This is a genomic window from Clostridium collagenovorans DSM 3089, from assembly GCF_900130005.1.
In the GTDB taxonomy this organism is placed as follows: Bacteria; Bacillota; Clostridia; order Clostridiales; family Clostridiaceae; genus Clostridium_D; species Clostridium_D collagenovorans.
This window is the reverse complement of sequence record NZ_FQXP01000011.1, coordinates 72,164-97,624: the sequence shown is the minus strand read 5'-3', so window position 1 is coordinate 97,624 and position 25,461 is coordinate 72,164. Positions and strand designations below refer to the sequence as shown.

The 25,461-nt window shown below is 28.8% G+C and carries 19 protein-coding genes, 1 pseudogene and 1 other annotated feature; of the genes and pseudogenes, 16 read left to right on the top strand and 4 right to left on the bottom strand.

The window, feature by feature from the left end; genetic code table 11:
* Positions 1-186: 186 nt before the first annotated feature.
* From BUA48_RS12955 to BUA48_RS12915, 10 genes are all read left to right on the top strand, one after another.
* Positions 187-666 carry a hypothetical protein gene (locus BUA48_RS12955; RefSeq protein WP_072832490.1) on the top strand — a complete coding sequence of 160 codons (480 nt, stop codon included), beginning with the start codon at positions 187-189 and terminating at the stop codon, positions 664-666.
* 14 nt (positions 667-680) lie between these two features.
* Entirely contained in the window at positions 681-2,429 is a 1,749-nt protein-coding gene (locus BUA48_RS12950) for a hypothetical protein (RefSeq protein ID WP_084666336.1), read from the top strand.
* Between the two features lie 21 nt (positions 2,430-2,450).
* Positions 2,451-2,615, top strand: a complete 165-nt coding sequence (locus tag BUA48_RS15655; RefSeq protein ID WP_178138986.1) for a hypothetical protein — start codon at positions 2,451-2,453, stop codon at positions 2,613-2,615.
* Positions 2,615-3,070 (top strand): hypothetical protein, encoded by a 456-nt coding sequence (locus tag BUA48_RS12945; protein WP_072832489.1) that lies wholly within the window; start codon positions 2,615-2,617, stop codon positions 3,068-3,070. Before BUA48_RS15655 ends, BUA48_RS12945 begins: the two co-directional genes overlap by 1 nt.
* 1 nt (position 3,071) lies before the next feature.
* A complete protein-coding gene (locus tag BUA48_RS12940; protein ID WP_072832488.1) occupies positions 3,072-4,628 on the top strand; it encodes an AAA family ATPase in 1,557 nt (518 codons plus the stop codon).
* A 178-nt stretch (positions 4,629-4,806) separates the two neighbouring features.
* Complete coding sequence (locus BUA48_RS12935) at positions 4,807-8,517, top strand: AAA family ATPase (protein ID WP_242944354.1); 3,711 nt, start codon at positions 4,807-4,809, stop codon at positions 8,515-8,517.
* A 14-nt stretch (positions 8,518-8,531) separates the two neighbouring features.
* Entirely contained in the window at positions 8,532-9,020 is a 489-nt protein-coding gene (locus BUA48_RS12930) for a hypothetical protein (RefSeq protein ID WP_072832487.1), read from the top strand.
* A 10-nt stretch (positions 9,021-9,030) separates the two neighbouring features.
* Positions 9,031-9,690 (top strand): hypothetical protein, encoded by a 660-nt coding sequence (locus BUA48_RS12925; RefSeq protein WP_072832486.1) that lies wholly within the window; start codon positions 9,031-9,033, stop codon positions 9,688-9,690.
* A gap of 85 nt (positions 9,691-9,775) precedes the next feature.
* Complete coding sequence (locus BUA48_RS12920) at positions 9,776-10,777, top strand: homing endonuclease associated repeat-containing protein (RefSeq protein ID WP_072832485.1); 1,002 nt, start codon at positions 9,776-9,778, stop codon at positions 10,775-10,777.
* Positions 10,778-11,075: 298 nt separating this feature from the next.
* On the top strand, positions 11,076-12,425 hold the full coding sequence (locus BUA48_RS12915) for an MATE family efflux transporter (protein WP_072832484.1): 1,350 nt from the start codon (positions 11,076-11,078) through the stop codon (positions 12,423-12,425).
* Positions 12,426-12,824: 399 nt separating this feature from the next.
* Here the strand turns inward: BUA48_RS12915 and BUA48_RS12910 are convergent, their stop codons facing one another.
* Positions 12,825-13,628: a LytTR family DNA-binding domain-containing protein gene (locus BUA48_RS12910; protein WP_072832483.1), complete on the bottom strand. Its 804-nt coding sequence runs from the start codon at positions 13,626-13,628 to the stop codon at positions 12,825-12,827.
* 349 nt (positions 13,629-13,977) lie between these two features.
* Positions 13,978-15,411, bottom strand: a complete 1,434-nt coding sequence (locus BUA48_RS12905; RefSeq protein WP_072832482.1) for an MATE family efflux transporter — start codon at positions 15,409-15,411, stop codon at positions 13,978-13,980.
* A 100-nt stretch (positions 15,412-15,511) separates the two neighbouring features.
* On the opposite strand from BUA48_RS12905, the gene BUA48_RS12900 reads away from it, so the two are divergent.
* Entirely contained in the window at positions 15,512-16,336 is an 825-nt protein-coding gene (locus BUA48_RS12900; RefSeq protein WP_072832481.1) for a MerR family transcriptional regulator, read from the top strand.
* 155 nt (positions 16,337-16,491) lie between these two features.
* Here the strand turns inward: BUA48_RS12900 and BUA48_RS12895 are convergent, their stop codons facing one another.
* A complete protein-coding gene (locus tag BUA48_RS12895; RefSeq protein ID WP_072832480.1) occupies positions 16,492-17,478 on the bottom strand; it encodes a CPBP family intramembrane glutamic endopeptidase in 987 nt (328 codons plus the stop codon).
* A 265-nt stretch (positions 17,479-17,743) separates the two neighbouring features.
* Complete coding sequence (locus tag BUA48_RS12890) at positions 17,744-18,481, bottom strand: NAD-dependent protein deacylase (protein WP_072832479.1); 738 nt, start codon at positions 18,479-18,481, stop codon at positions 17,744-17,746.
* A gap of 334 nt (positions 18,482-18,815) precedes the next feature.
* Here BUA48_RS12890 and BUA48_RS12885 point away from each other — a divergent pair.
* The 5 genes and pseudogenes from BUA48_RS12885 to BUA48_RS12865 all read left to right on the top strand — a co-directional run.
* Positions 18,816-19,598: pseudogene (locus BUA48_RS12885) on the top strand (HAD-IIB family hydrolase); the annotation flags it as partial.
* Between the two features lie 402 nt (positions 19,599-20,000).
* Complete coding sequence (locus BUA48_RS12880; protein WP_072832478.1) at positions 20,001-20,504, top strand: CarD family transcriptional regulator; 504 nt, start codon at positions 20,001-20,003, stop codon at positions 20,502-20,504.
* 500 nt (positions 20,505-21,004) lie between these two features.
* Positions 21,005-21,233: a binding site (T-box leader), on the top strand.
* A gap of 48 nt (positions 21,234-21,281) precedes the next feature.
* A complete protein-coding gene (gene thrS / locus BUA48_RS12875; RefSeq protein ID WP_072832477.1) occupies positions 21,282-23,189 on the top strand; it encodes a threonine--tRNA ligase in 1,908 nt (635 codons plus the stop codon).
* A gap of 206 nt (positions 23,190-23,395) precedes the next feature.
* On the top strand, positions 23,396-24,559 hold the full coding sequence (locus BUA48_RS12870) for a class I SAM-dependent methyltransferase (protein ID WP_072832476.1): 1,164 nt from the start codon (positions 23,396-23,398) through the stop codon (positions 24,557-24,559).
* A 257-nt stretch (positions 24,560-24,816) separates the two neighbouring features.
* A complete protein-coding gene (locus tag BUA48_RS12865; RefSeq protein ID WP_072832475.1) occupies positions 24,817-25,380 on the top strand; it encodes a beta-class carbonic anhydrase in 564 nt (187 codons plus the stop codon).
* Positions 25,381-25,461: the final 81 nt, after the last annotated feature.

Here is a 25,461-nt window from a genome sequence, read left to right as displayed (position 1 = left end):
ACATTAAGATTTTCTTGAGTCTTTATTATTTGATTGAAAAAAGTTATAAAAATAATAAGAAAAAAACCATTATATCAATAAATTAGTGAAATTATATAATATAACTACAAAATTGTAATAATGTAGTATAATATAGGTTATATAGTACAAAATTAGAAGTTATATTGTTAATAGGGGGGAACTTTAATGCCAAGACCATTAGTACTGGGAAGAGAAAAGCAAGAGAATAAATTAGAATTAAATATTCAACAAAGCTCTGCTACGAAGACAAGCATGAATCCAATGGAGCTAGAAAAGAGGCTGAGAAGTAAGAGATCCAATGAGTATATGGAAGCAATAAGAAAGCTTGATATTGGTGGGTGCGAACAATGTAAAAAGCAGTTTGAGGATTGTGTTGAAGCAATAAAAAATGAATTTAAGGATATTCCGGAAATTAGCCTTTTAGTTGGATTAGTATCAAAATGCTATTTAGGAGAGCCTTATGATGTTCATACAATAGATATGGAGGGGAGAATCTTAGTACATTATAAAATTTCCGAAAGCATGCCTATGTTACTTGAGAAAGCAAGGGGACTAGCACTTCATGGAGGGTATCAGTATATAGAGGTTTACACAGATTGCTTATGTGCTGTAAAAAGTGATGGAAGCGTTAGTGTGATTAAATAGGGGGTACATAAACAATGTCAGATAATCAAAATAATTTATCCAACTTAAGAGGGATAGAAAGTAATTTGAAATTTTTATCTAAGGATATAAGAGGAATAACTAATAATTTACAAGGTATAAATAAAAATTTTGAGGCTGTACTTAGTAAAGTTAATAGTGTAGATAATAAGGTGGATGTAGTTTCAACAGAGCTAAGTGCTTTATGTGAAGAGTTTAGAGCTTTTGTTAATGAAGCAAATAGAGTTGCTAACTTAACTGATGCAAAGCACAATATAGTTATGTTAGAGCAAGAATTAGAAAAAGAATTTGGAAACTATGAAGTTGTAAGGAGACATGCTGTTGGTATAATTCAAGCTGCAGATGTTAATATAGTCAAAAAAGAAACAATAGAGAACATAACAGAGGAATTGATGCTTGCAACACCAAGATATTGGTTGGCACCAGCATTAATAGCATTATCTGCTTGGTTAAGTGATAATAGGGAGCTTGCGGAAAAAGCACTTAAAGAGGCTATAAGAAGAGATGATGAAAAAACATCATTATTATTTTGCTTAATAAGTAGAAGAGCAGGAAGATTAGATGGTTCACTATTATGGCTTGAAAGATATTTTGAAATGCAAGATCCAGAAAAAATGGAACGTAAGATAATTATTGTCTTAGATGCTTTTGCTAGTGGTTTATTTGGAGGAGATACAAAGGGGTTATGCTCTTCTAAAATCAAACAATGGATTGAAGAGTTATCTTCAAAATCAGGCTTTGTTGAACAACAAAGAGAAAATTGGAAAAAGGTACTTGAATCTAAAAAGGTTGCAGTAAATGAAGAAGAATTCCCTGTTTTAAAAGAACATAGTCCTACATGGAGTAAGATGAAGGAATCCTTAGAAGCAGTTCAAACACATAATGAAATATATAAATATTTCAATACTATATTTAATGTTCCAGTAGAAAATGTAACAGCTGTGTCAGCTAAAATAGATGAAATATTAGATAATTTGGTTGGAAACTATGATATTGAGGAATTGCCAATTAGAAATCAATTAAGAAGAAATAGATTAGTAGTTGAAGAGAATGGTTCATTAGAGAAAGCAAATAAGAGATTTGATGTGGAAGCCAAGTCATTTGAAAGATATGAAGATTTTTCTCAGCACCTAACCAATATTGCTTTAACGCCAGAATCAACAGGTGCATTAATTGCTACTCAAAAACTTGCTGTGGCGTTATCTAAAGATTGGGTATTAGATGCTTATGAAGATTTAGCTGCTAAAGGAAGGATGGAAGTACCAGTAGAAGTTGATATTAATATAGAGAATTGGAGTGGAAAGACAAGAGATGGTTCTAATGGAGAGGAACTTCTTAACTCATTAAACACGTATATAGATGAAATAAAAGAAAAAAAATTAAGCAAAATACATTGGCTTAATGGTACAGTTGTATCTACTGGGTTAATTGCAACACTAGTGTCATTTTTCACTCTAGCAACCGTTGTAGTACCTATAATTGCAATGAGCATATTTACTTTAACAGGTATATCACAAAAAAGGTCTATTCCTAATAAGAGAGAGAAGATAGAAACTGAACTTGATAACTTTAGAAAGACATCACAAGAAATATTAAATGGCTTTTTAGCTGAGGTAGTTGATTATAGAAGATTGTATGCAGAGAAAGATATTGAAAGTGAGAAAGTAGTAAACTTCTTAAAAGAATTAACACCAGAGCAGTATATTTCAGTTCAAAGTAATAGTAAGGCTAGAGAAATATTATAATAGTACGGAGGGTAAAATTTAATGAGTAATGATTTATTATTGAATAGACATGCTACAACAAATTCTGAAGGGCATAAGGAAATTGAAGTTGTAAATAAAGAAGAAAAAGATAAATTAGCAGCATCCTTTCCAGAATGGACTTTAACTCCACCAACAGTTCTTGTAAGAAGAGTGAGGAGAAAATAATGAAGATTCCAACAATGTATTTAGATTGGGTAGAGTGCTTTGATATTGTAAAAAAAGGTACAGATGATAAAGAGGTTTTAAATTGTATGAAAAGTGGAACTCTTACGTTAGCTGCAGGGGTTGGGGGAAGAGTTGCAAAACAAATGAATGAAGTTATACAGTTAAGATTAAAAAAGGCATCAGATAAATTTTCAAGAGCTATGGATTTTAACAATGGAGATTTAAATATGCTTGCTAATTCGTTAATATTACTGAGAAAGGAATTTAAATTCTTAATAGAATTTGTAAATATTCCTATTTTACCAGAAGAAGATATTAAAGCTTTTGTAGATATAATAAAAAAACAGGCTGACTTAATGCAAGAGTCCCTTGAAAAAACAAGCAGAACTGATAGAACAGGGATGTTAGCTAGTGTAATAAAAAAGAATAGAATTAATAACTTGGAGGATAAGTAGGATGAATTTTAAAGAGTGTACTCAGAAGGTTAAACAGTATTCATTGGCAAGAATACCGTTTATATCATTTAATACTCTTGAAAAAAGTAGGGCGTTAGAGGTATGTAAAGTAGTATCAGAAGATTTATGCTTGCCATTTTATGTACACACACTTTCAAAAGGTATGTATGATATTTCAACAGGAAGAACTGTAAATGAAGATAAATCTTTAATGGGAGCCTTAGACTTTATTACAGAACAAATGAGAATTAAGCAAAATATGACTTTCATACTTACAGAAGTTCCAGATATAGAAACAGATACAATGACTTCTAGATATATTCAAGATGTTGTATCATTAGCTGAAGAAAATGGTGGAGTTATAATTGCATTAACTACAACTCAAGTATGGGGGCAATTACAAAGATTTGGTATGTCATTAGACTTAGATTTACCAAATGAAGAAGAAATGCTTCAGATTATACAAGAAAATATTGAACCATATAAGAGGGACATAACAATAGAGTGGGATAATAACGATTATCGTGAAGCAGCTACAGTTTTAACTGGAGTAACACAGGTTGAAGCACAAAATGTAATAGTATCTTTAGTAGCTAATAGAGAAATTAAGAAAAGTGATTTAACAGAGCTAAAGTTTGCTAAAAATAAACTTTTTACTAACATTGAAGGATTGGAGAAAATAGAAGTATCTCAAAATATCTTAGATGTTGGAGGATTAAGTGGTTTAAAAGAATGGCTTAATAATAAGAAGAAACTTCAAACTCCTGAAAAGAGAGATGAGTTAAGAAGAAGAGGTTTACAACCACCTAGAGGAGTGCTTCTAGTAGGGGTACCAGGATGTGGTAAATCCCTTTCGGCAAAAGCAATAGCAGCATTTTGGAATTTGCCTTTATATAGACTAGATTTTGCAACAGTTCAAGGTCAGTATGTAGGACAAAGTGAACAGCAATTAAAAGAGGCTTTTCAGACTGCAGAACATCTTTCACCATGTGTATTATGGATAGATGAGATAGAGAAAGGTCTTGGTGGATCAGGTAATGATAGCTCAGGAGTTACAACCAGAATGGTTGGACAATTTTTGTTTTGGATGCAAGAATGTAGAAAATTAGTTTTTGTAGTAGCTACAGCTAATGATGTTTCAAAGTTACCTTCTGAATTATTAAGACGTGGGAGATTTGATGAATTATTCTTTGTAGATTTACCTTCTGAAAAAGAGAGAGAAGAAATAATAAACTTATATGTTAAGAAGTATATTAATTTAGAGTTATCAGAAAGTGCTATAAGAGAGCTTGTTGATATAACAGAAGGCTTTACAGGTGCAGATTTAGAGTCGTCACTTAGAGATGTTGCATATAGATTAATTGCTGATGATGATTTAGAGTATTCAGATGAATTAATAATAAATTCATTGAAAAATGTTGTGCCATTGTCTAAAACTAGTCCTGAAAAGATAGAATCGATTAGAGATTGGGGAAGAGAAAGAGCAGTTCCAGCTTCTGGACAACCAATAGGAGGAAATATATCTAATACTAAAGCTTCTAGAAGAGTTTTAGTTTAGAAATATAACTATAAATAAGAAAAGTTTTATTCAAAAACCTCAAAAGCAATAAAAGCTTTTGAGGTTTTGCTATTGTAATTATATTAATTTATATTTAATTAGATAATCTTATTATAAAATATATCTTTTATGATAAAATATAACTATCATGAAAAGATAAAATGGAGGAAGATTCAAAGTGGTTAAAACTAAAACAAAAAAAGAATCCTTGCCAATGTCTAAGTTTATAAGAGTATTATTTCCAGAAATTCAAGTTGTAGATTATATAAAGGAAAACGGAATAATAGATCGAGATTATTTTAAGAAGAATAAGCAAGTAATAAGTGAAACAACTACTAATGTAAAAAGTAAAATTAGTAATGTGAGTATCAATAATACTGGGAATATTACTAATATGGCTAAAGAATCAGTTGCTAAAGTAACCAATGCGTATGAAAATACAAATAAATCACCTAATACAAATAACATAAAAACAAATACTAGGACAAGCAAAGAAGAATTAGATAAGGCTTTCTTAACAATAGAAAGTGTGCTTTCAGAATATGTTCTTGGACAAAAAGAGTATTTATCTAAACTTACAGTTGCTTTCAAAAGACCCTTTGTATATGGAAAGGAAGATGGAGTTAAAAACACAATTTTTATAACGGGTCCAAAGGGTTCAGGAAGACATTTATCAATAAAGGCTATATCTAAGTTTTTAAAGGAGCAAAAGATATTAAAAAAAGAAGGAATATCTACTTTAGATCTTTCAAAATACAAACTTGAAAAAGATGCAGAAAATTTATTTTTAACGGATTTTTATGGTGCACTTTATGGAAGTAACCCAGTAATTGTATTTGATAATTTTGAACAGTGTCATCAAAACGTTTTAGATTTAATTAGTAAGTTAGTGGTGGATGAAAAGCTTAAATTAAATAGACGATACATGGATAAATTAGGGGAAATGGTAGATGTCACTGGTAAAGGAAATCTTACATTAAATACTACGGATGAAATATTAGCTAATGGAAAGTATTTAGTTTTTATAACAGAAAAGAGTGAAGAAAGTATTAGAAATACTTTTTCTGGTGCTTTTATGAAAAAGGTATATGATATTATAAATACAGTTGAGCTTGAAAAGGATAGTCTAGATATAATAAGTAAATTTATTTTAAAAGACTATAAAGAAAAGATTTTTAAGAATCTTCATATAGTTATAAATTTTAATGAGTCAATTTTAAATTATGTATATGAAAGCTTTGAAAAAAGTTTGGGTGCACATGGATTATATGATGTTATTGAAAAAAATATATATGCACCTTTAGTTGAGCTAGATCTTATGGGTAAACTAAGTAGTGAGCAAGAGTATAGCTTAAAAGAGGAAGATAAAAAAGTATTTATATTTAATAGCTTACAATGCTTAGAATTATCAGCTTTGATTAAAGAAGAACAATTAGGTAATATTGAAGATTTAAATAAAGAACTTGATAATATAATAGGATTAAGTAGTGTAAAAGAATTTATAAAGAAATTAGAAGATAATATAAAAGTTCAAAATATGAGAGAAAGCAATGGAAGTAAAAAAGCAAAGTTATCTTTACATATGATCTTCACAGGAAATCCTGGAACGGGTAAAACTACAATGGCTAGAGTAATGGCAAAATATTTAAAGGCATTAGGATATTTATCAAGTGGGCATTTAGTTGAGGTTTCTAGAAATGATTTGGTTGGACAATATGTTGGAGAAACTGCACAGAAGACTATGAGTAAAGTAAATTCTGCAATGGGCGGAATCTTATTTATAGATGAGGCTTATGCTATAGCAAAAGATGAAAATGATGTCTTTGGAATAGAGGCTGTAGATACTTTGGTAAAAGCTGTTGAAGATAATAGGGACAATTTAGTTGTTATATTAGCAGGGTATACTGATGAAATGCAAAAATTCTTGAAGACTAATAGTGGATTGAAGTCTAGATTTAATTATAATGTAGATTTTGAAGATTATACCCCAGATGAATTACTGCAAATATCCAAGGTAATAGCTAAAGCAAATGGATATGAGATAGAAGAAACTTTAGATAATAGACTATTAGAATTGTTTGAAGGAAAGCAAATAAAGGGTAGAAATGATAGCGGTAACGGAAGATTAGCAAGAAATATAATAGAAAAAGCTATTGCTAATCAATCTAATAGGCTAGCTAATTTAGATGAAGGAAATATAGATAAAGAAGAGATAAATAAACTTACAATAAGTGATTTTGGCTTAGATAAAAAAGTAGAATTTGACCTTGAGAATGAATTAAGTAAGGTAATAGGATTAGAAGAGGTAAAGAGCTTTGTAAGGAATATAGAGAAACAGTTAATAGCTAAGGAAAAAAGAAAAAAACTTGGTGTAAGTGTAGAATCTTCACAGTCTCTTAATATGATTTTCACAGGAAATCCTGGTACGGGGAAGACTACAGTTGCAAGGCTTATAGCCAACCTTATGAAAAATATGGGAGTTTTAAAATCAGGTGAAGTAATTGAAGTAGATAGAAGTGGACTAATAGGACAATATGCTGGTGAGACAACTAAAAAGGTAACCGAAGTATTCCAGTCAGCTTTAGGTGGAGTTTTATTTATAGATGAGGCTTATGCATTAATGTCCTCTGAAAATGATCCATTAGGAAAAGAAGCTGTAGATACTTTAGTTAAACTTATAGAGGACTTTAGAGAAGATATAGTCGTTATTATTGCTGGTTATAATAAAGAGATGAAGGAATTTTTAAATACAAATACAGGATTAAAATCTAGGTTCCCTTTAAGTATAGATTTTAAGGATTATGAAATAGATGAATTAGTTCAAATTGCGAAGTTGATGATAAAGGGAAAAGGCTTTGTATTAGCAGGAAACTCTGAGGATGAATTAGAAGAAGCTATAAGAAGAGAAAAGCAAAATGGTGGACAACAATCTGGTAATGGAAGAATGGTAAGAAATATAATTGAAAAAACAATAAGAAAGCAATCATCAAGAATTGCAGATATGGATAGTATTGATGAAAATTCAGTTATATTATTACAAGAAGAGGACTTTGGAACTGTAGATAAATCTATAGATGAATTTGATTTAGAAGAAAAACTAAATGAAGTTGTAGGGCTAAATGAAGTTAAAGAATTTATAAGAAGTCTTCAAGCACAATTAAACATAAGAGCTCAAAGAAAACTATTAGGACTTCCAGTAGATGAGTCACAAACTTTGCATATGATTTTTAAAGGAAATCCAGGTACGGGTAAAACAACTATGGCAAGAATAGTTGGAGAGGTTTTATATAACATAGGAGTTCTTAGTAACAAAAATTTTATTGAAACAGATAGAAGTGGATTAGTAGCTGGGTATGTTGGACAAACAGCTATAAAGACTAAAGAAAAAATAGAGTCCGCACTTGGTGGAATATTATTTATAGACGAGGCTTATGCTTTATCTCAAGATTCACAAAGTGGTAGTGGATTTGGAAAAGAAGCTATAGATACCTTAGTAAAATGTATGGATGATAATAGAGATAATTTATTAGTAATATTAGCTGGATATAGTAATGATATGGATAAGTTTTTAGAGGTTAATCCAGGGTTGAAGTCTAGATTTGCTAATATTATAGAATTTAAAGATTATTCAGTTGAGGATTTATTAGTTATAGCAGATAACTTATTTAGTAGTAAGGGGTATGTTTTAACTGAAGAAGCTAGAGTGAAAGTAAAAGATATATGCCAAGAAGCTTGTGGAATTTCTGATTTTGGAAATGGTAGATATGTTAGAAATCTATTTGAAAAATCAGTAAGAAATCAGGCTGTAAGACTTGAAAAAATTAATGACTTAACTAAGGAACATCTTGTTACTATTGAAGAGTGTGATGTATCTAAGGTTAATCTGTAGTAGAGGTGCTAAGTATGAAATTTATATCTAAAATTATAGGTAATTTGATAACTGTTGCTTATTCAGTGTTGGCTATGCCTTTATTGATAATTATGGCTTTACTTTTCCCTATTATGACTATGACAGATGCATTCAAAATAATTGGTACAGGCTATACAGTTACAGGAGATTATATATCCTTAATTATGGGAATGTTGGTAATTATGTATGTATCCTTAAGGTTTAGAGTTATAAGAAGAATATATAGTATTTTTCCATCATTATTTGAAACTCTTAAATATTTAATTATAGCGTCTGTATTTATAGGATTTGGGACTGAGATTTTAAATTGGAGCTATATAACATTGACACCAGGAAGAAAGACTTTTGGCATAATTATATTTGTATTAGTGTTAGTAATTTGGAGAGTAGTAGTTTCAATTTATTACAGAAAAAAACCACTATCACAAACTATGTTAGAAGAAACTAAAAAATTACAAAATTATAATGAGGAGCTTAGCTAGGGAGGGTAACATGAAAAGATTTAATGAAAACACGCCCACTGATTTTGAGGAAGTAAGTACGATTGAATTAAAGGATGAACAAAATACAGATAATATGGAAGTAAATAAAGCAAATACATCTTTAGAAGAAGAGAGCTTTAAACACCTTGAGGATAAAGAGATAAAAGAAGAATATATTAATCCTGCAATGAAAAGATTTAGAACTATTATAGGAGCAATTATTATATTGGCTTTACTATCAACTAGCATAACTAGTACTAAATACAACAAGGTTTTAAAGGAAAACTTATCTTCAGGTGCTATAGAAAATGTAAGTGTTGGAGATATAATGAGTAAAGAATCATTGAAGCTTGAACCTAAGGATGCAACTGTAGAGATTACTAATGGATTTGGGAATCTAGAAATATCCATTTGGAATTTTGCAGAAAAGGAAGATAATGATTATGTACAGGTATTTATAGATGGAGTTGAGCAGGGAGCACCATTTTCTATTAGACATAAGGCTGTAAAAATAAGTGTTCCTGATAAAGCAGTAATTCAAGTTCAAGGTGTTAGGGATGGAAGTAATAACGGAATTACTTATGGAGTACAGTTTAATAAGACAGGAGAAACTTATTTAAATACAGTTCCTTTAAATGCTATGAATAGTTATACTATAATAAGTAAATAAGGTTAAAAATCTTATTTAAAAAATAATAAAATGCTTATTCATTATGGGTAGGCATTTTATCTTTTATAAATTAGAGGTGTGAAGTATGAAAAACAAACAGTTTTCTGAAAGTGAAATTAAAGAATTATATGAAAGAATCAAAAGTTTATCGGCTAATTGTTTAGAAGAGAATTTAAATAATAGGGATAAGGAATCTGAAGAGTGGAAGACATTTTCTTTAGAAACTAAGAGTGGAAGAGAGATATATAATAGTTTAAGTGATGAAGAATTATTAAAACTTTTATATGAAAAAGCAGAATCTTTTGGACGTTCTCCTTCACAAAATGAGGTATTTTGGGTTTGTAGGGATTATATAAAATTAAGATTTGAAAAGTGGCCATATGCACTTAGAGCTGCAGGACTTCCTACTTCTACAGGAAATGGTGGTAAGACTCTAGAGAGATTTAGAATTGAACAGAAGGAGATAGAGGAGTTTCTTAAGGAGGTAAGAGAAAAGGCAGTAGAATTAGGAAGATTGCCACATCCTAAGGATTTGCCTAATGTTCATAAGGGTATGAAGAGATATGTGCGTACTTGGGGAGAGGTGCTTGCAGCTGCAAATATAGATAGTGATGTAATTTTAAATAAATCTGTTTATAAAATTAAAGACTTAGAAGAGGAGTATATTGCTCTTTTAGGACAAGTTAAAGAACAAGTTAAATTATTAGGTAGGGTTCCGATGCATAGTGAAGTTGAATCTGATTTAAGAAAGAAGTTAATAAAACGCTGTGGATCATGGAGAAATGCATTATATCAGATAGGCTTAGAGCCAGTTAAGAGAATAAGTCCTTTTTCTACTACCTATCTTAAGGAAGATGTCAATGCAGAAAGTAAAGTTCATAGCAATCAGTTATATGATTGTTATTATAAAATACTTAAGTTAGATGAACAAACCAAACACGATCTTTTATTTTTAAAAAGATTATCAGAAAAAAAGAATAAAATTCCTAATAAAAAGGATGCTCCAGTTGAAATTAGACAAAGGTTAAAAGGTTCTTGTGGTTCATGGTCAAATGCATTATTTCAAGTTGGATTAATTAAGGAATAATAAATAAAAATAACTTAGTATATTCCATTGCTTTAGAGTGGTACAAGCATTAATTTAAGAAAAAAACTTATTCTTATAGTGCCTTTCTGAAGTAATGGATATTTTATAATGTTTGAGTATGTATGATACTTATATAAAAGTAATTTACAGTTAGCATAATAAAAATATCACCCTAATTATATATAATTACATTATTTCATAATTTATATTGTTTATATTAATATTTTACAATAGTTGCAATAAGTTTTATACTTATAGTGTACATGAGTTTATTTATATTTATGGGGGGAAATTATCAATGAATAAGGATCTAACGGTTGGAAAACCAGAGGTTGTTTTATGGAAATTTTCTATTCCGCTCTTAGGAAGTATTTTGTTTCAGCAACTATACAATATTGCGGATAGTCTTGTAGCAGGTAAATTTATTGGGGAAAATGCTTTAGCTGCTGTAGGAAACTCTTATGAAATAACATTAATTTACATAGCCTTTGCTTTTGGGTGTAATATAGGATGCTCTGTTGTCGTATCTCAATTATTTGGCGCTAAAAGATTAACAGATTTAAAAACTGCAGTAAATACTACTTTTATTTCAAGTGGAGTTTTATGTTTAATATTAACTATACTTGGATTTTTGTTATGCCCTTTTTTACTGAGAGTAATAAATACTCCAAGTGAAATTTTTAGTGACTCTATGTTGTATTTAAACATATATACTGGAGGTCTTATATTTTTATTTTTTTATAATATAGCAACAGGAATTTTTTCTGCCATGGGGGATTCTAAGACACCTTTTATATTTCTTGCTATATCTTCTACAGCTAATATTTTTGTAGATATTTTATTTGTTAAAGCGTTTAATATGGGTGTTTCAGGTGTTGCATGGGCTACATTTTTATGTCAAGGAATAAGTTGTGTTTGCGCAGTTAATACGATTTTTAAGAGGTTATCAAAGATAGAAACGGAAAAGAAAGGTGAAATTTTTTCGTTAAGATTATTAAAAAGAATTTCTGCTATTGCAATTCCTAGCATTTTGCAACAAAGTTTTATTTCAATAGGAAATATAATTATACAAGGAATTATTAATGGCTATGGGGCAGGGGTTATAGCTGGGTATTCAGCAGCTATAAAGTTAAATAATCTTGTTATTACGTCTTTCTCTACCTTAGGTAACGGTATGTCTAACTTTGTGGCTCAAAATATAGGCGCTAATAAAATGGAGCGTGTAAAGCAAGGATTTAGAGGTGGACTTATCATGGTTTATGTACTTTCCATACCTATAATAATACTATACTTTGTATTTGGAAAGAGCATGATACATATATTCATGAATCAAAGCACTGGAGAAGCAGTAGATACAGGAATTAAGTTTTTGAGGATTGTAGCGCCATTTTATATTATAGCTTCTACAAAATTAATTGCAGATGGTGTATTAAGAGGTGCTGGAGCAATGAAGTTATTTATGTTTGCAACCTTTACAGATTTAGTTTTAAGAGTTGTTTTAGCTAAATTATTATCAGGACAATTTGGTTCTGTTGGGATATGGTGTGCATGGCCAATAGGATGGACAATTGCAACTATTTTATCAGTTATGTTTTATCTTAAAGGTAAGTGGAAAAATAAAGTTGAGAATGTAGTAGCCATTGAATAATAGTAATATCAGAATTTAATTAGCTTTAAATTTAAAAACCATGTAGTAATTTATATGCTTATAATTTATTTTAAAGTAAGCATTTAAATAATACATGATTTTCATACGAAAAACTACTATACAATTTGATTATCAGCATAAACATTGTATCTATCGACGCTTTTAATGGGATAAGAACTACATTTTACCACAGAAAATACTACGATAGAAAAGGCTGTGATACGAAGTTGTCTTAAAATATTCCACCTTATAGATACAGCACATCAGTATTGGATACATGAAAAATTGAATAGTTTTGTATCGCAGTATGAGCTGATTCTTCACAAGGAGAATAACTGGAATATTGTAGGATAAGAAAAGCCGGAAGTACGGCATTAATGCCTGTACTTGCGGCTTCCTTTAATTTTCTGACAGTATTCTTTTGACTGACATATAACGTTCTTTGCTGATAGGAATAATTGTGCCGTTATGCAAGGTCAAAGTGTACCTCTGAATACCTGCCACATACGTTGCATGAACTAAGTAGCTTCTATGGATACGCAGTAAAAACGGACAACGTTCTTCTAATTCCCTCAAGGAGTATTTTGTAATAAAACTTCCGCTACCAGTATAGATAGTACTTTCCTTATCATTTGATACGGCATATAATATTTCTATAGGAAGAAGTGTATGGATGAGTCCTCTGATGTCTTTTAACAAAATTCGTTCTGCATGATGATTCTGTGTGTCAATCTGGCGTAGATATTCAAACCATCCTAAATTTTCAGAGAGTTCTTCTATCTTGAAGCTTTCGTATTGTAAAGGAACATCCCTGGAATCGGAACAATGAATATGAACCGCAAGCAGACTGTCCTCTACCTGTTTCCATACAAAAGTAAGACGCACCTTTGCAAGAAGCACAATACCGTCCGCCTGCTCTCCTGCCACGGTATAACGACCATAGACAGCAGTGTATTTCTTCTCACGGAAAATGAGAGCATACTCTTCCTGCAAGATTTGCACAGGCAGTTCTTTGCTTTCGGATTGTGTTTCTCTGATAAAGGCTTCCTTACCATAGGTATATTGGGAATCATATGTCCCAATCCAGACACAGTGTTCGTCCATAAAATCTACTACAGTAGAAATATCTCTGCTGTAAAAGCCATGTAAAACGGTCCTCGTTTTCTCAATGATCTCTTGTTCAGTAAATATATGTTTCGACATGGCGTCACGCTCCTTTTTTTCTATTATAAGGGAATACAGAAGAACTGGCAAGAAAAAACGGGCGAAAAATTGCCTGTTTACGATTATTTTTATACCGTATACGGTTCTTGGTTGAAATGGTGAAAAATATAAATTTGTGCATAGCCAATAGGCTGGACTATTGCAACTATTTTATCTGTTATGTTTTATCTTAAAGGTAAGTGGAAAAAGAAAGTTGAAGCTGTTGCAGTTACAGAGAAGTAGTAACATAAGAATTTAAGTAACTTTAAAGTAAAAAACCATGTATTAATTTAAAGACTTACGATTTATTGAAAAGTAAGCTTGTATACATGGTTTTTTATAATAAATTTTATAATTTTACTTCAGATTTAGATAAGTGATTAAGAGTCTTCAAGGTATTTATACAAAAGACTATACATACAAATACAGTAATTAAATCAGCAATAGGTTGAGCTAGCATAACTCCATATAAACCAGATTCCATAGGATAAGAGCCTAATTTTTCAAGAATGCTAGGGATACCATTATTAAAAATCTTAGGAAGTATAAAAGTTAATGGAATAAGAAGTATTCCTTGACGACCTAGAGATAAAAAGGTAGTTTTTTTAGTATCACCCATGGCTTGAAATACAGCTGTAATAATGGATATAAAGGCAAATCCAACTAATAAGTAAGTCTGCATCTTAAGACAATTCACACCAAGTTTTATAACCTCAGGATCATTGCTAAAAAGTTTAATGAAGAATTCAGGAATAATATTTATAATAATAATAGATATTATACTGTAACTAAATGTAACAATAAGTGAAAAGCATAATGATTTTCTTACCCTATCATATTTTTTAGCACCAACGTTAAACGAAGCAAAAGGTAAAAAAGCATTTGTATATCCGCCTATCATTTGAGTAAAAATAGTATAAATTTTATTAACAATACCCATAGCAGCAAGAGCAGCTACACCAAAAACAGAGGCTGCAGAATTTAGTATAGTAAAGGATATAGCAGATAAAAATTGTGCTATAAAAACTGGTATACCAACTGAAAAAATCTGTTTTAATATTTCCTTATCTTCAGAAGTTCGTTTGAAAATAGTAGTGAAATTAATTTGAACTTCAGATTTTTTACGGAGATAGAACATAGTCATAAGCACAGTAGAGATAGCTTGACTAATGGCTGTTGCAATGGCTGCACCTTTAAGTCCCATATTTAATCCCCACATAAAAACAGGATCAAGAATTATATTAGCAATAGCCCCTATTATAATTGTATACATGGACATTTTTGAGGCACCTTCTGTTCTAAGTAGATTATTTAGAACTAAGTTGGAGATTGTAAAGATAGCTCCAATTAATAGCCAGGTTGAATAGGATTTAGCAAAGGGAAGCACTGTATCAGAAGCTCCCATTAATTTCATAATACTATCCATAAATGTAAATCCAATAATCATAATAAATATTGAAAATATAATACATAATAAAATAGACAATCCACCTGCACGATTAGCTGATTCATATTTTTGTGCACCTAGAAATTTTCCTACACAAGATGCAGCACCTACTCCAATTAATAGACCTAGGGCCATCAATACTACAAAAAATGGAAAAGAAACTGAAACTGCAGCCATAGAATTTGTATCATGTAACAACCCTACAAATATAGTATCTACAAGATTATAAAGTGCAGAGGCTATCATTCCTATCATAGATGGTATAGCTAGTGTTAATAAGGTTTTTTTTATTGGACCATCTTTCATTAGTGTTGATTTTTTATTTTCTTTAGTCATATATATCCTCCTAATAATTTATTGTGTAGTGTAGTATAATATAAAGTATGGTGTAACACCATTGTCAAGGGAATTTTAAAATTAAAAGGAGAAATGAATTGTGACTTTAGATAGAGAAAAATATTTTTTTACTCCAAGATATACAAGAGGACAGGTTTGTAAAGTATTTGGAATTACCAAGGACACATTAAGACATTACGAGGAGTGTAGCCTAATAAAGCCTTACGAAAATAAAAAAAACAAGTATAAATATTACTCTATTGCAGATTTAGAAATTTTAAGTGTGATTTTGTTTTTAAGATCTATAGATATACCAATTATTGAAATTCCAAAGTTTATAGAATGTAGAGATATTAATGAGTATGGAAATTTTTTAGATGCTCAAATTAATGAAGCTATTAATAAAATTAATTATTGGAATAATATTAAAGAAATTTTATGTTACTTAAAGAACACCGTAGATGATTATAAAAATCTTTCACATAAGGTAAGAATTTTAGAAGATATAACTTTTAAATTTAAGGTAGCTCAATTTGATTATCAGAATTATGATATAGAAAAAATGGTTCCGGATGTAGTATCCAATTTATCCTTATCACATATTATTAAGTTGAAAATTATAGATAACAGTTGGATTTTAAGTAATAGAGAGGATACAACTCATATGATTGTAGGAAGCTTATGTAAGAATGTACAGAATGTAGAGAAGGATATATGTATACATAAATTACCCGTAGCACTTATGCTTACAACATTAGAGCCACTAGAAAAAATTCCGAAGATAATTACTGAATTTAGGGAAAGTTATAAAGGTGATTATGAGTTTGAGGAGAAAACTTATATAGTAGAACATACATTTTTTAATATTTTTAATCAAGATGCTTTGATAAGAAATATTTATCTACCCATAGTAGCTAAAAAATAAGTATTAGCTAAAAAAATAAGCTTAGAAATCTTATTTTTAAATATCAATATATAATAATTAGTATAGAATTTAAGAAATACTTTTATTATAAAAAATAAAAACTTAGATATAAAAGTAAGTTAGAGCATACTTTATATCTAAGTTTTTTAGAAATATTAACTTTCAGGTAAATCTTTTTTATACACCTTAGTAAATAAAAAAGGAGTATATACAATTATGCTGAAAATAATTAAGCTTATAATATCTTTTGAGGTAAGAACTGATTCAATACTGCCATTATTAAACATAATTATAAGACAATTATTTAATAAGTGAATCAATATAGGTACCCACATATTACAGGTATTCATATATGCATAGCCCATAAAAATAGCAAGTCCTATACAAGAAATTATATGTCCAATAACACATAAAATAGGCGTTTTAGGACTATACAATGTGAAACAAAGAGGAAGATGCCAAATTCCCCAAATAGCTCCTAAAATTATTACACCAAGTCTTTTACCATAAAGTTTTTGCAGTCTTGGTTGCAAAAAATATCTCCAGCCAAATTCTTCACCAAAGAATATTATAAAGCCAAAGAAAAAATTTAAAATGGAAGATAGTAGTGCCTTCCAAATAGCTGTTGGTGAAAATGCTATTGGTTTATTTAAAATCAATTCAATTACAAGAGGAAGAAAAAATATAATTATAAATATACCTAAATCAAAGTATAATGTTTTTATATTTTTAGTAAATTTTAAATTAAGGCTTTCAAAGTCGTTCTTATACTCAAAAACCTTTATTATTAAAACTAAGGAAGTAATACTTTGAGTTATAGAAATAACTATAGAATCTAAGTCTTCTATAAAAAATGTACCTATAATTAAAAATGAAATCTGTAATAAAGTGGAAAATATAAAAATCTTAAAAAAGTCATTTATATTTTTAGTAAATTCTATTTTGCATATATACTTAAGTACGATAATAGCTGCGAAGGCTGGAATTAACATAAAAGTTAAAGCAAAATTTGAAGGGGTATTAGGGTAGTTAGTAGTACTACGAGAAAGAAATAGTAATAAACCTAATATAATAATAATTCCAAAGTTGATTAATAAAAAAACTTTTACTTCTTTTTTAGTCTGTAACATATCTGCTGTCATTGTAAAAACTCCTTTCATTATTGGAAAAATTTTCAGATGAGATTAAAATTATTATAACACTTTAAAATACGAGGAACAACTCAGCTTGGTAAGGATAAGGTAAAATTAATTGCGAAATTTTAATATGTTTTCTTTTGTGTGTGATGAGTATTAAGAAATGAGCTGTTACCTTAATCAATTTATATTGAGCATATTATAATTATAAATCAATCATAACTATAATATGACTTTAAATTTATTCTTAGTTATACAGCTCATTTGAAATTTAAAATATCTTCATAACCTCAGAAAATACTTTTCCAATATTATCATTTATAATTAAAGTAGCTTTATTATCAGCGGAAGTTGTACTCTTATTTATGAGTATAAGATTTTTTCCTCTAAAGTAATCTATAAGTCCAGCAGCAGGATAAACTACCAAGGAAGTTCCTCCAATTATTAGTGTATCGGCTTGAGCTATAGCTTTAACAGCTCCTGTTATAACATTATTATCTAAACTTTCTTCATAAAGAATTACATCAGGTTTAATAGTTCCAGAACATTTAGTACATGTAGGTACTCCTTTTGAGTTTAAAATAAAATTAGCATCATAGAAATTATTACATTTAGTACAATAATTTCTATGAACAGAGCCATGAAGTTCAAAAACCTTTTTTGAACCAGCTTCTTGATGAAGTCCATCAATATTTTGAGTAATAACAGTCTTTAATTTACCTAACTCTTCAAGTTTAGCTAAAGCAATGTGGGTATCATTAGGTTTAGCTTCAGAATAAATTAATTTTGCTTTATAGAAATTAAAAAATTCCTCAGGATATTTAATATAAAAACTATGAGATACTAGTTGCTCTGGTGTAAATGTAATATTTAATCTTTCATTAAATAATCCATTAGCACTTCTAAAGTCAGGTATTCCACTTTCACAACTACAACCTGCGCCGCCAAAGAAAACTATATTATTACTAGTTTTTATAATTTCACATAATTTCTCTATTTTATTATTCATAAAGTCATCTCCGATTTTTATTTATTATGATAATTGCTATGATTTTAGTACATATCTATAATAATTGTAAATCAATATACAATCTAGTACAATTGCTACTCAAATAATAAAAACATATACGTGAATTAATAAAATATTTCAATCTTAGATAAAAGATATGAGTTTTATGAAAATATCATGGTATAATATGGATTAAGTATAAAAAAATACATATTAAGACTTGGAAATAGTTATTTTTAAAAATGTACTATAATTGTTTTGCATGAAAAATATAGGGGGAAGGTTCATGGAAATTAGTGAAGAAAAGGTATTATATGTATAAGATTTAGATAGAACCTTAATTAATGACAGTGAAGAGATAACATTATATACAGCTAGTATAATAAATAATTTGGTTAATAAAGGAATGATTTTTTCTTATGCAATGGCACGTTCTAATTCAACATCATCTAAAATAACAAAGAAAATAATTGTAGATATTCCAATTATAATTTATAATGGAGCCTTTGTTATTGACAATAAGTCAGGTGAAATTCTAATCTCTAATTATTTTGATACTAAAGATTGCCTTGAGGTATTAAATATTCTTATCTCCAATGAAATATTTCCAATTGTATATTCACATATTAATGGTGAGGAAAAGTTTTCGTATTCAGTAAATAAGCTAAATAAAGGTATGAAGGGATTTATAGATAGCAGAAAAGGTGACTATAGAGATAATCCTATAAAAAATTTAGAAGAGTTAGGAATTGGACAGATATTTTATTTTGTTTGTATTGATAAAGATCAGAAATTAATGCCTATTTTTGAATATTTAAAAGAAAAATATTCTTGTGTGTATCAAAGAGATAGAAACACTGGAGAATATTGGCTTGAAATAATGCCTGTAAATGTAAATAAAGCAACAGCAATTTTGCAACTAAAAGAACTATTAAAATGTAATAAAGTTATTTCTTTTGGAGATGGAAGAAATGATCTTTCTATGTTTGAAATTTCAGATGAGTGTTATGCTGTAGATAATGCTGTATATGAATTGAAATCAATTTCTACAAGCATTATAGGAAGTAATAATGATAATGGTGTTGCTGAGTGGTTAAATAATAATGTAATAGTATAAACATAATCATTATAGATATAAATCTAATGTAATTATATAAAAATTCTATTAGTAGTTTGTAAGTAATGCACTAAATTTATGGGTGGAAATTATTATAGTTATATAGTTTTAATCTAAACTAAGGCATAGCTTTCAAATATGAATCTTAGTTCTGCATATGATTAAGGATTGATTAAAAGATAAGTTGATTATAGTAATAAAGTTGAATATTAGTTAATAAAACCCTTGAATAGTAAGCAAATCTTCATAAATAGGTAAATTATTTTAGGATTTACTTACATTAGAAAATTTTTATGTGTTACAATAGAGATACAGCGAGTAGTTTTAATAACGTAAATCCAGTTGTTAAGGCTGCTTTTGTTTTTTTGCAAATATACTTAATTAAAAGAAAGGAGTAATTTTATGTTTGAAGTTAATGATTATGTAATGTATGGAATGACTGGTGTATGTAAAGTTATAGATATTAAAAAAGAGAAGTTAATGGATGATGTTTTAAAAGAATATTATGTGTTATCTCCTGTTTATTCTAAAAACACTGTAATAAAAATTCCTGTAGACAATAAAAAAATTCCTATTAGAAAAGTACTCTCAGAGGGAGAGGTTGATTTGGCTATAAATAACATGAATGATACAGAATGTTTATGGATAAATGATGATAAGCTTAGAAATGAGAAATTTAAGGCTATGCTAAAAAGTGGTGAATGTGATAATTTAATGACTTTAGTAAAAAGCATATATTCAAATAAATGTGATAAACAATCAAATGGGAAAAAAATAGGTAAAAATGATGAGGAAATTATGCAAACAGCAGAAAAATTATTAAATGAAGAGTTTGCTACTGTACTAGATATTTCTCCAGAATCAGTAAAATCATATATAAAAAGTCACACCTCTGATGAAGATTAAAATAACTATTTTAATAAGGTAATATTATTTTTAGGATTTAAAGAATAAGTAATGCTATAAGATCTAAACCGTTTTTTCAAGAAAGAGTTTAAAAAGTATAAAAAGTATTATAAGAATGAACAGTTTACATAAATAACATTGGATTTTAAAATTATATTATAATAAAATCAAAAGTAAAGATTGAAAATAAAGTATGCTAATATATGTTTAAAATACACTTGAATTTTAAGTATCAGTGTATTAAAAAACATCATATGATAACTAATATTATAAAATATACAATCAATGACGTAAAATCTATTTACAATTAAGCATAAAAGTGATAGTATTAATTTCAATAAAAGGTAAGTATAAGAAGAGTTTTAAATAATATTTATAGTTACTAAATTTCATAATAAAAGCTAATTTTTATTATGTTTTAGTACATTTATTAGGGAGACTGCTAGTTCTTTAAGGTATAAATATGGACTATGCAGCAAAATATATAATAAAAGATATAGATAAAAGCAAAGAGAGGGAAAAGTATTATAGAGTACAGTTTCCAGAGAGAGAATGTTACAAGTTGAGAACATTCTTAAATATGCCTATAAGAACAACTACCCTGGAGCTATGACTTAGTAGCTAGGTTTAGTGAAATGTCATCGGCGAAGGTCGTTAAACAATTGAGAAGAATTGAATTATTTTAATTCAATTTGGGTGGAACCACGGATAACAGCATTCGTCCCAACACTGGGATGGATGTTTTTTTGTTTTTAAATAAAAAAAGGAGGTAGAAAGATGATTAATATAAGACTTAAAGATGGATCAATTAAAAAGGTTGAAGAAGGTTCTAATATTTATGAACTTGCAAATTCAATAAGCAGAAATTTAGCTAAATCAGCTATAGTAGGTGAAGTAAATGGAACATTAGTGGGTTTAGACTATAAATTAAATGATAATGATGAGGTTAATATACTAACATCAGATGATGAAAGAGCAATGGAAGTTATCAGACATTCTACTTCTCATGTAATGGCTCAAGCAGTAAAAAGACTTTATAAGGATGTTAAACTTGCTATAGGTCCATCAATAGATAATGGATTTTATTACGATTTTGATATAGAAAAACCTTTTTCAGTGGAAGAATTGCAAAAAATAGAGAAAGAAATGAATAAGATAATACAAGAAAATTTATCCTTTGATAAAATAGATATATCAAGAGAAGAAGCAATAAAGCTTATGGAAGATAAGGGTGAGAGTTATAAGGTAGAACTTATAAAAGACTTACCTGAAGATGTGAAAATATCTTTATACAAGCAAGGAGATTTTATTGATTTATGTAGGGGACCTCATATCCCATCTACTAAATATATAAAGGCCTTTAAGTTAACAGGTGTAGCTGGAGCTTATTGGAGAGGTAATGATAAAAATAAAATGCTTCAAAGAATATATGGGGTTGGGTTTGCTAATAAAACATTATTAGAGACTCATCTTCATAATTTAGAAGAAGCTAAAAAAAGAGATCATAGAAAGTTAGGTAAGGAACTGAAGTTATTTACTTTTACTGAAGAAGGACCAGGATTTCCATTTTTCTTACCTAAGGGTGTAATTCTTAAAAATACTTTAATAGAGTTTTGGAGAGAGTTACATCAAAAGGCTGGATATGTAGAAATAGAAACTCCTATAATGCTTAATAAAAGGTTATGGGAGACTTCAGGACATTGGTATCATTATAAAGAAAATATGTATACTTCAACTATTGATGAAGAAGAATTTGCTTTAAAGCCAATGAACTGTCCAGGAGGAATGTTAGTTTATAAATCCGAGTCACATTCATATAGAGATTTTCCAATGAGAGTTGGAGAATTAGGTAGAGTTCATAGACATGAACTTTCAGGTGCCTTACATGGCCTTATGAGGGTGCGAGCTTTCACTCAAGATGATGCGCATATATTTATGCTTCCTGATCAAATAAAGTCTGAAATAAAGGGTGTTGTGGACCTTATAGATAAGGTGTATTCAAGCTTTGGATTTAAATACTCTTTAGAGTTGTCTACAAGACCAGAGGATTCTATGGGAAGTGATGAAGAGTGGGAATTAGCAGAAAACTCTTTAAAAGCTGCCTTAGATGAATTAAATCTAGATTATAAGATAAATGAAGGAGATGGAGCTTTTTATGGCCCTAAGATAGATTTTCATCTTGAAGATAGTATAGGCAGAACTTGGCAGTGTGGAACTATACAATTAGATTTCCAATTACCTCAAAGATTCGAACTTGACTATATAGGTAGTGATGGTGAAAAGCATAGACCAATAGTTATTCATAGAGTAATTTTTGGAAGTATAGAAAGATTTATAGGAATATTAATTGAACACTTTGCTGGAAAATTCCCAACATGGATTTCACCAGTTCAAGTAAAAATATTACCTATATCAGAGAAATTTAGTGATTATGCAGAAAGTGTTAAGGCTCAATTAGTATCTAAGGGTATAAGATCAGAAATTGATGGTAGAGATGAAAAAATAGGATATAAAATAAGAGAAGCTAGAAATGAAAGAGTACCATATATGATTGTTGTTGGAGAGAAAGAACAATCTAATAATGAAATTTCATTAAGAAGCAGAAAGAATGGAGAAGAAGGTAGCCTAAAATTACAGGAGTTAATAGACAGAATTGTTGTAGAAATTAAGAATAAAGAAATTTAAAGCAAGTGTTATAAGAAGTCCTTTATGATGAAAATAAGTCATAAAGGACTTTTTTATTGAACTTTATATTAAGTTAGTTTTTATAAAATATAATAAAAATATTTTATAAGAGCAATTTATTCATAAGTCTTTTAAATTATTTAATTTAAGATATAATAATATTATTGTACATAAGATAGTGAAAATAAATTATAAGGTGTGTTGAAATGGAAGAATTAATAAAGGCAATTGATGAAATTATAAAAGATGAGATTATAAAAGTAGTTATTAGTAATAAAATGAATAAAGATATTGAATATAATAAAATAAAATTTACTTTAAAAGAAAAGTCATCAAAACAGTACTATCAAATAGAGAGATTTACTGATAAGCAAGTTTTTCATGAAAATATAGAAGTGAATATGCTTAAGGAAAGGCTAGAAGAGTACATAGGTGAAAACTATAAACAAGTTGCAGCTTGGTCTAAGGAAACTACTTTTGATCTTAAGATATCTAAGAAAGGTAAAATTCATTTGAGCAAGAAAAAAGGTGATAATGCTAAGTTAGCTAACAAAGAACATAATAAGCAAAAGAACTATATACTTCAAGAAGGGATGATAATTGAACCTCTTATAGACTTAGGTGTTTTTACAAAGGAAGGTAAAGTAGTCAATTCTAAGTATGATAAATACAAACAAATAAATAGATTTGTTGAGATTATTGATGATGAAGTAAAGAAAAATGATTTTAAAGAACTTACTATTTTAGATTTTGGATGCGGTAAATCATATTTAACTTTTGTATTATATTATTATTTTGTAGAGATTAAAAAGATCAAGGTTAAAATGATAGGATTAGACCTTAAGGAAGATGTAATTAAAAAGTGTAATGATATAGCTAAGAGTTATAATTATGAGAACTTACATTTTGAACTAGGTGATATTAACGGATTTAAATATAACAATAAGGTTGACATGGTCATAACTCTGCATGCTTGTGATATAGCTACAGATTATGCACTATATAATGCTATAAAGTGGAATACTAAAATGATTTTTTCTGTTCCATGTTGTCAACATGAGTTTAATGAACAAATTAAAACTGATTCTTTCTCCATTTTGACAAAGTACGGAATAATTCAAGAAAGAGTAGCTGCTTTAATGACAGATTCAGTTAGGGCTAATTTATTAGAAGTACTAGGATATAAGACTCAACTCTTAGAGTTTATAGATATTGCACATTCTCCTAAGAATATATTGATTAGAGCATCTAAGGCTAATATATCTGAAGAGAAGAGAAGTAAGGCATTATCTGAGGTTAAGTCTTTAATGGAGGAGTTTAACTTAAATCCTACATTATTTAATTTGCTTAAAAATGATAAGCTAATTTAACAATATAAGTTTTGGCTAACTTCATATAGGTATAATTATAGGAGAATTTACTTAAATAAAAATTAAAGTTAAATATTATAAATATCTTTTCAGTTAACATATAAAGTTTTTAAAATAAAATTTATAAAAAAGAAAATATATTAATATTTGAGTAGTTAAATATTAATAATAGTAGATTTTAGGGTGAATATAGTTATATATTAAAAAGATAATTCTAATCATATAAATTAAGAATTTATAATTAAAGAGAGGATTCTATGAGAAAATTAGATGAAATATTAGCTTTTAATGAAAAATTTGTGGATAATAAAGAGTATGAGCAGTATGTTACATCAAAAAATCCTAAGAAAAAAATGCTTGTTTTATCTTGTATGGATACTAGGCTTACAGATTTGTTACCTAAGGCATTAAATATCAAAAATGGAGATGTAAAAATAGTTAAAAATGCTGGTGCTACAGTTACACATCCTTTTGGTAGTATAATTAGAAGTATTATTGTAGCTATTTATGAGTTTGATGCTGATGAGATATTAGTAATAGGTCATCATGGCTGTGGAATGTGTAATTTAGATACAGAACAATTACTAAATAAGGCTATTGAACGAGGTATTTCTAAAGAGTCCTTAGATATGCTTTACAATAGTGGTATAGATCTTAAAAAGTGGCTTCATGGATTTGATTCTGTAGAAGAGTCTATTAAAGATAGTGTTAAGGTCATAAAAAATCATCCATTAATGCCACAGGGGGTATCAGTTCACGGTTTAGTTATGGACCCTGTAACAGGTAAACTTGATGTAATAGTTAATGGGTATGATGAATAAATAAGGCTAAACATTTTTAATTAAGACGTAAAATTTATAAGTTTTATAGATTTTACGTCTTTAATTTATGCTCTTTAAGCA

Bases quoted from the DNA above. Each gene is read 5' to 3' on its own strand.
- BUA48_RS12955 (WP_072832490.1), top strand. From the start codon at position 187: ATGCCAAGACCATTAGTACTGGGAAGAGAAAAGCAAGAGAATAAATTA.
- BUA48_RS12950 (WP_084666336.1), top strand. From the start codon at position 681: ATGTCAGATAATCAAAATAATTTATCCAACTTAAGAGGGATAGAAAGT.
- BUA48_RS15655 (WP_178138986.1), top strand. From the start codon at position 2,451: ATGAGTAATGATTTATTATTGAATAGACATGCTACAACAAATTCTGAA.
- BUA48_RS12945 (WP_072832489.1), top strand. From the start codon at position 2,615: ATGAAGATTCCAACAATGTATTTAGATTGGGTAGAGTGCTTTGATATT.
- BUA48_RS12940 (WP_072832488.1), top strand. From the start codon at position 3,072: ATGAATTTTAAAGAGTGTACTCAGAAGGTTAAACAGTATTCATTGGCA.
- BUA48_RS12930 (WP_072832487.1), top strand. From the start codon at position 8,532: ATGAAATTTATATCTAAAATTATAGGTAATTTGATAACTGTTGCTTAT.
- BUA48_RS12925 (WP_072832486.1), top strand. From the start codon at position 9,031: ATGAAAAGATTTAATGAAAACACGCCCACTGATTTTGAGGAAGTAAGT.
- BUA48_RS12920 (WP_072832485.1), top strand. From the start codon at position 9,776: ATGAAAAACAAACAGTTTTCTGAAAGTGAAATTAAAGAATTATATGAA.
- BUA48_RS12915 (WP_072832484.1), top strand. From the start codon at position 11,076: ATGAATAAGGATCTAACGGTTGGAAAACCAGAGGTTGTTTTATGGAAA.
- BUA48_RS12910 (WP_072832483.1), bottom strand. From the start codon at position 13,628: ATGTCGAAACATATATTTACTGAACAAGAGATCATTGAGAAAACGAGG.
- BUA48_RS12905 (WP_072832482.1), bottom strand. From the start codon at position 15,411: ATGACTAAAGAAAATAAAAAATCAACACTAATGAAAGATGGTCCAATA.
- BUA48_RS12895 (WP_072832480.1), bottom strand. From the start codon at position 17,478: ATGACAGCAGATATGTTACAGACTAAAAAAGAAGTAAAAGTTTTTTTA.
- BUA48_RS12890 (WP_072832479.1), bottom strand. From the start codon at position 18,481: ATGAATAATAAAATAGAGAAATTATGTGAAATTATAAAAACTAGTAAT.
- BUA48_RS12880 (WP_072832478.1), top strand. From the start codon at position 20,001: ATGTTTGAAGTTAATGATTATGTAATGTATGGAATGACTGGTGTATGT.
- thrS (WP_072832477.1), top strand. From the start codon at position 21,282: ATGATTAATATAAGACTTAAAGATGGATCAATTAAAAAGGTTGAAGAA.
- BUA48_RS12870 (WP_072832476.1), top strand. From the start codon at position 23,396: ATGGAAGAATTAATAAAGGCAATTGATGAAATTATAAAAGATGAGATT.
- BUA48_RS12865 (WP_072832475.1), top strand. From the start codon at position 24,817: ATGAGAAAATTAGATGAAATATTAGCTTTTAATGAAAAATTTGTGGAT.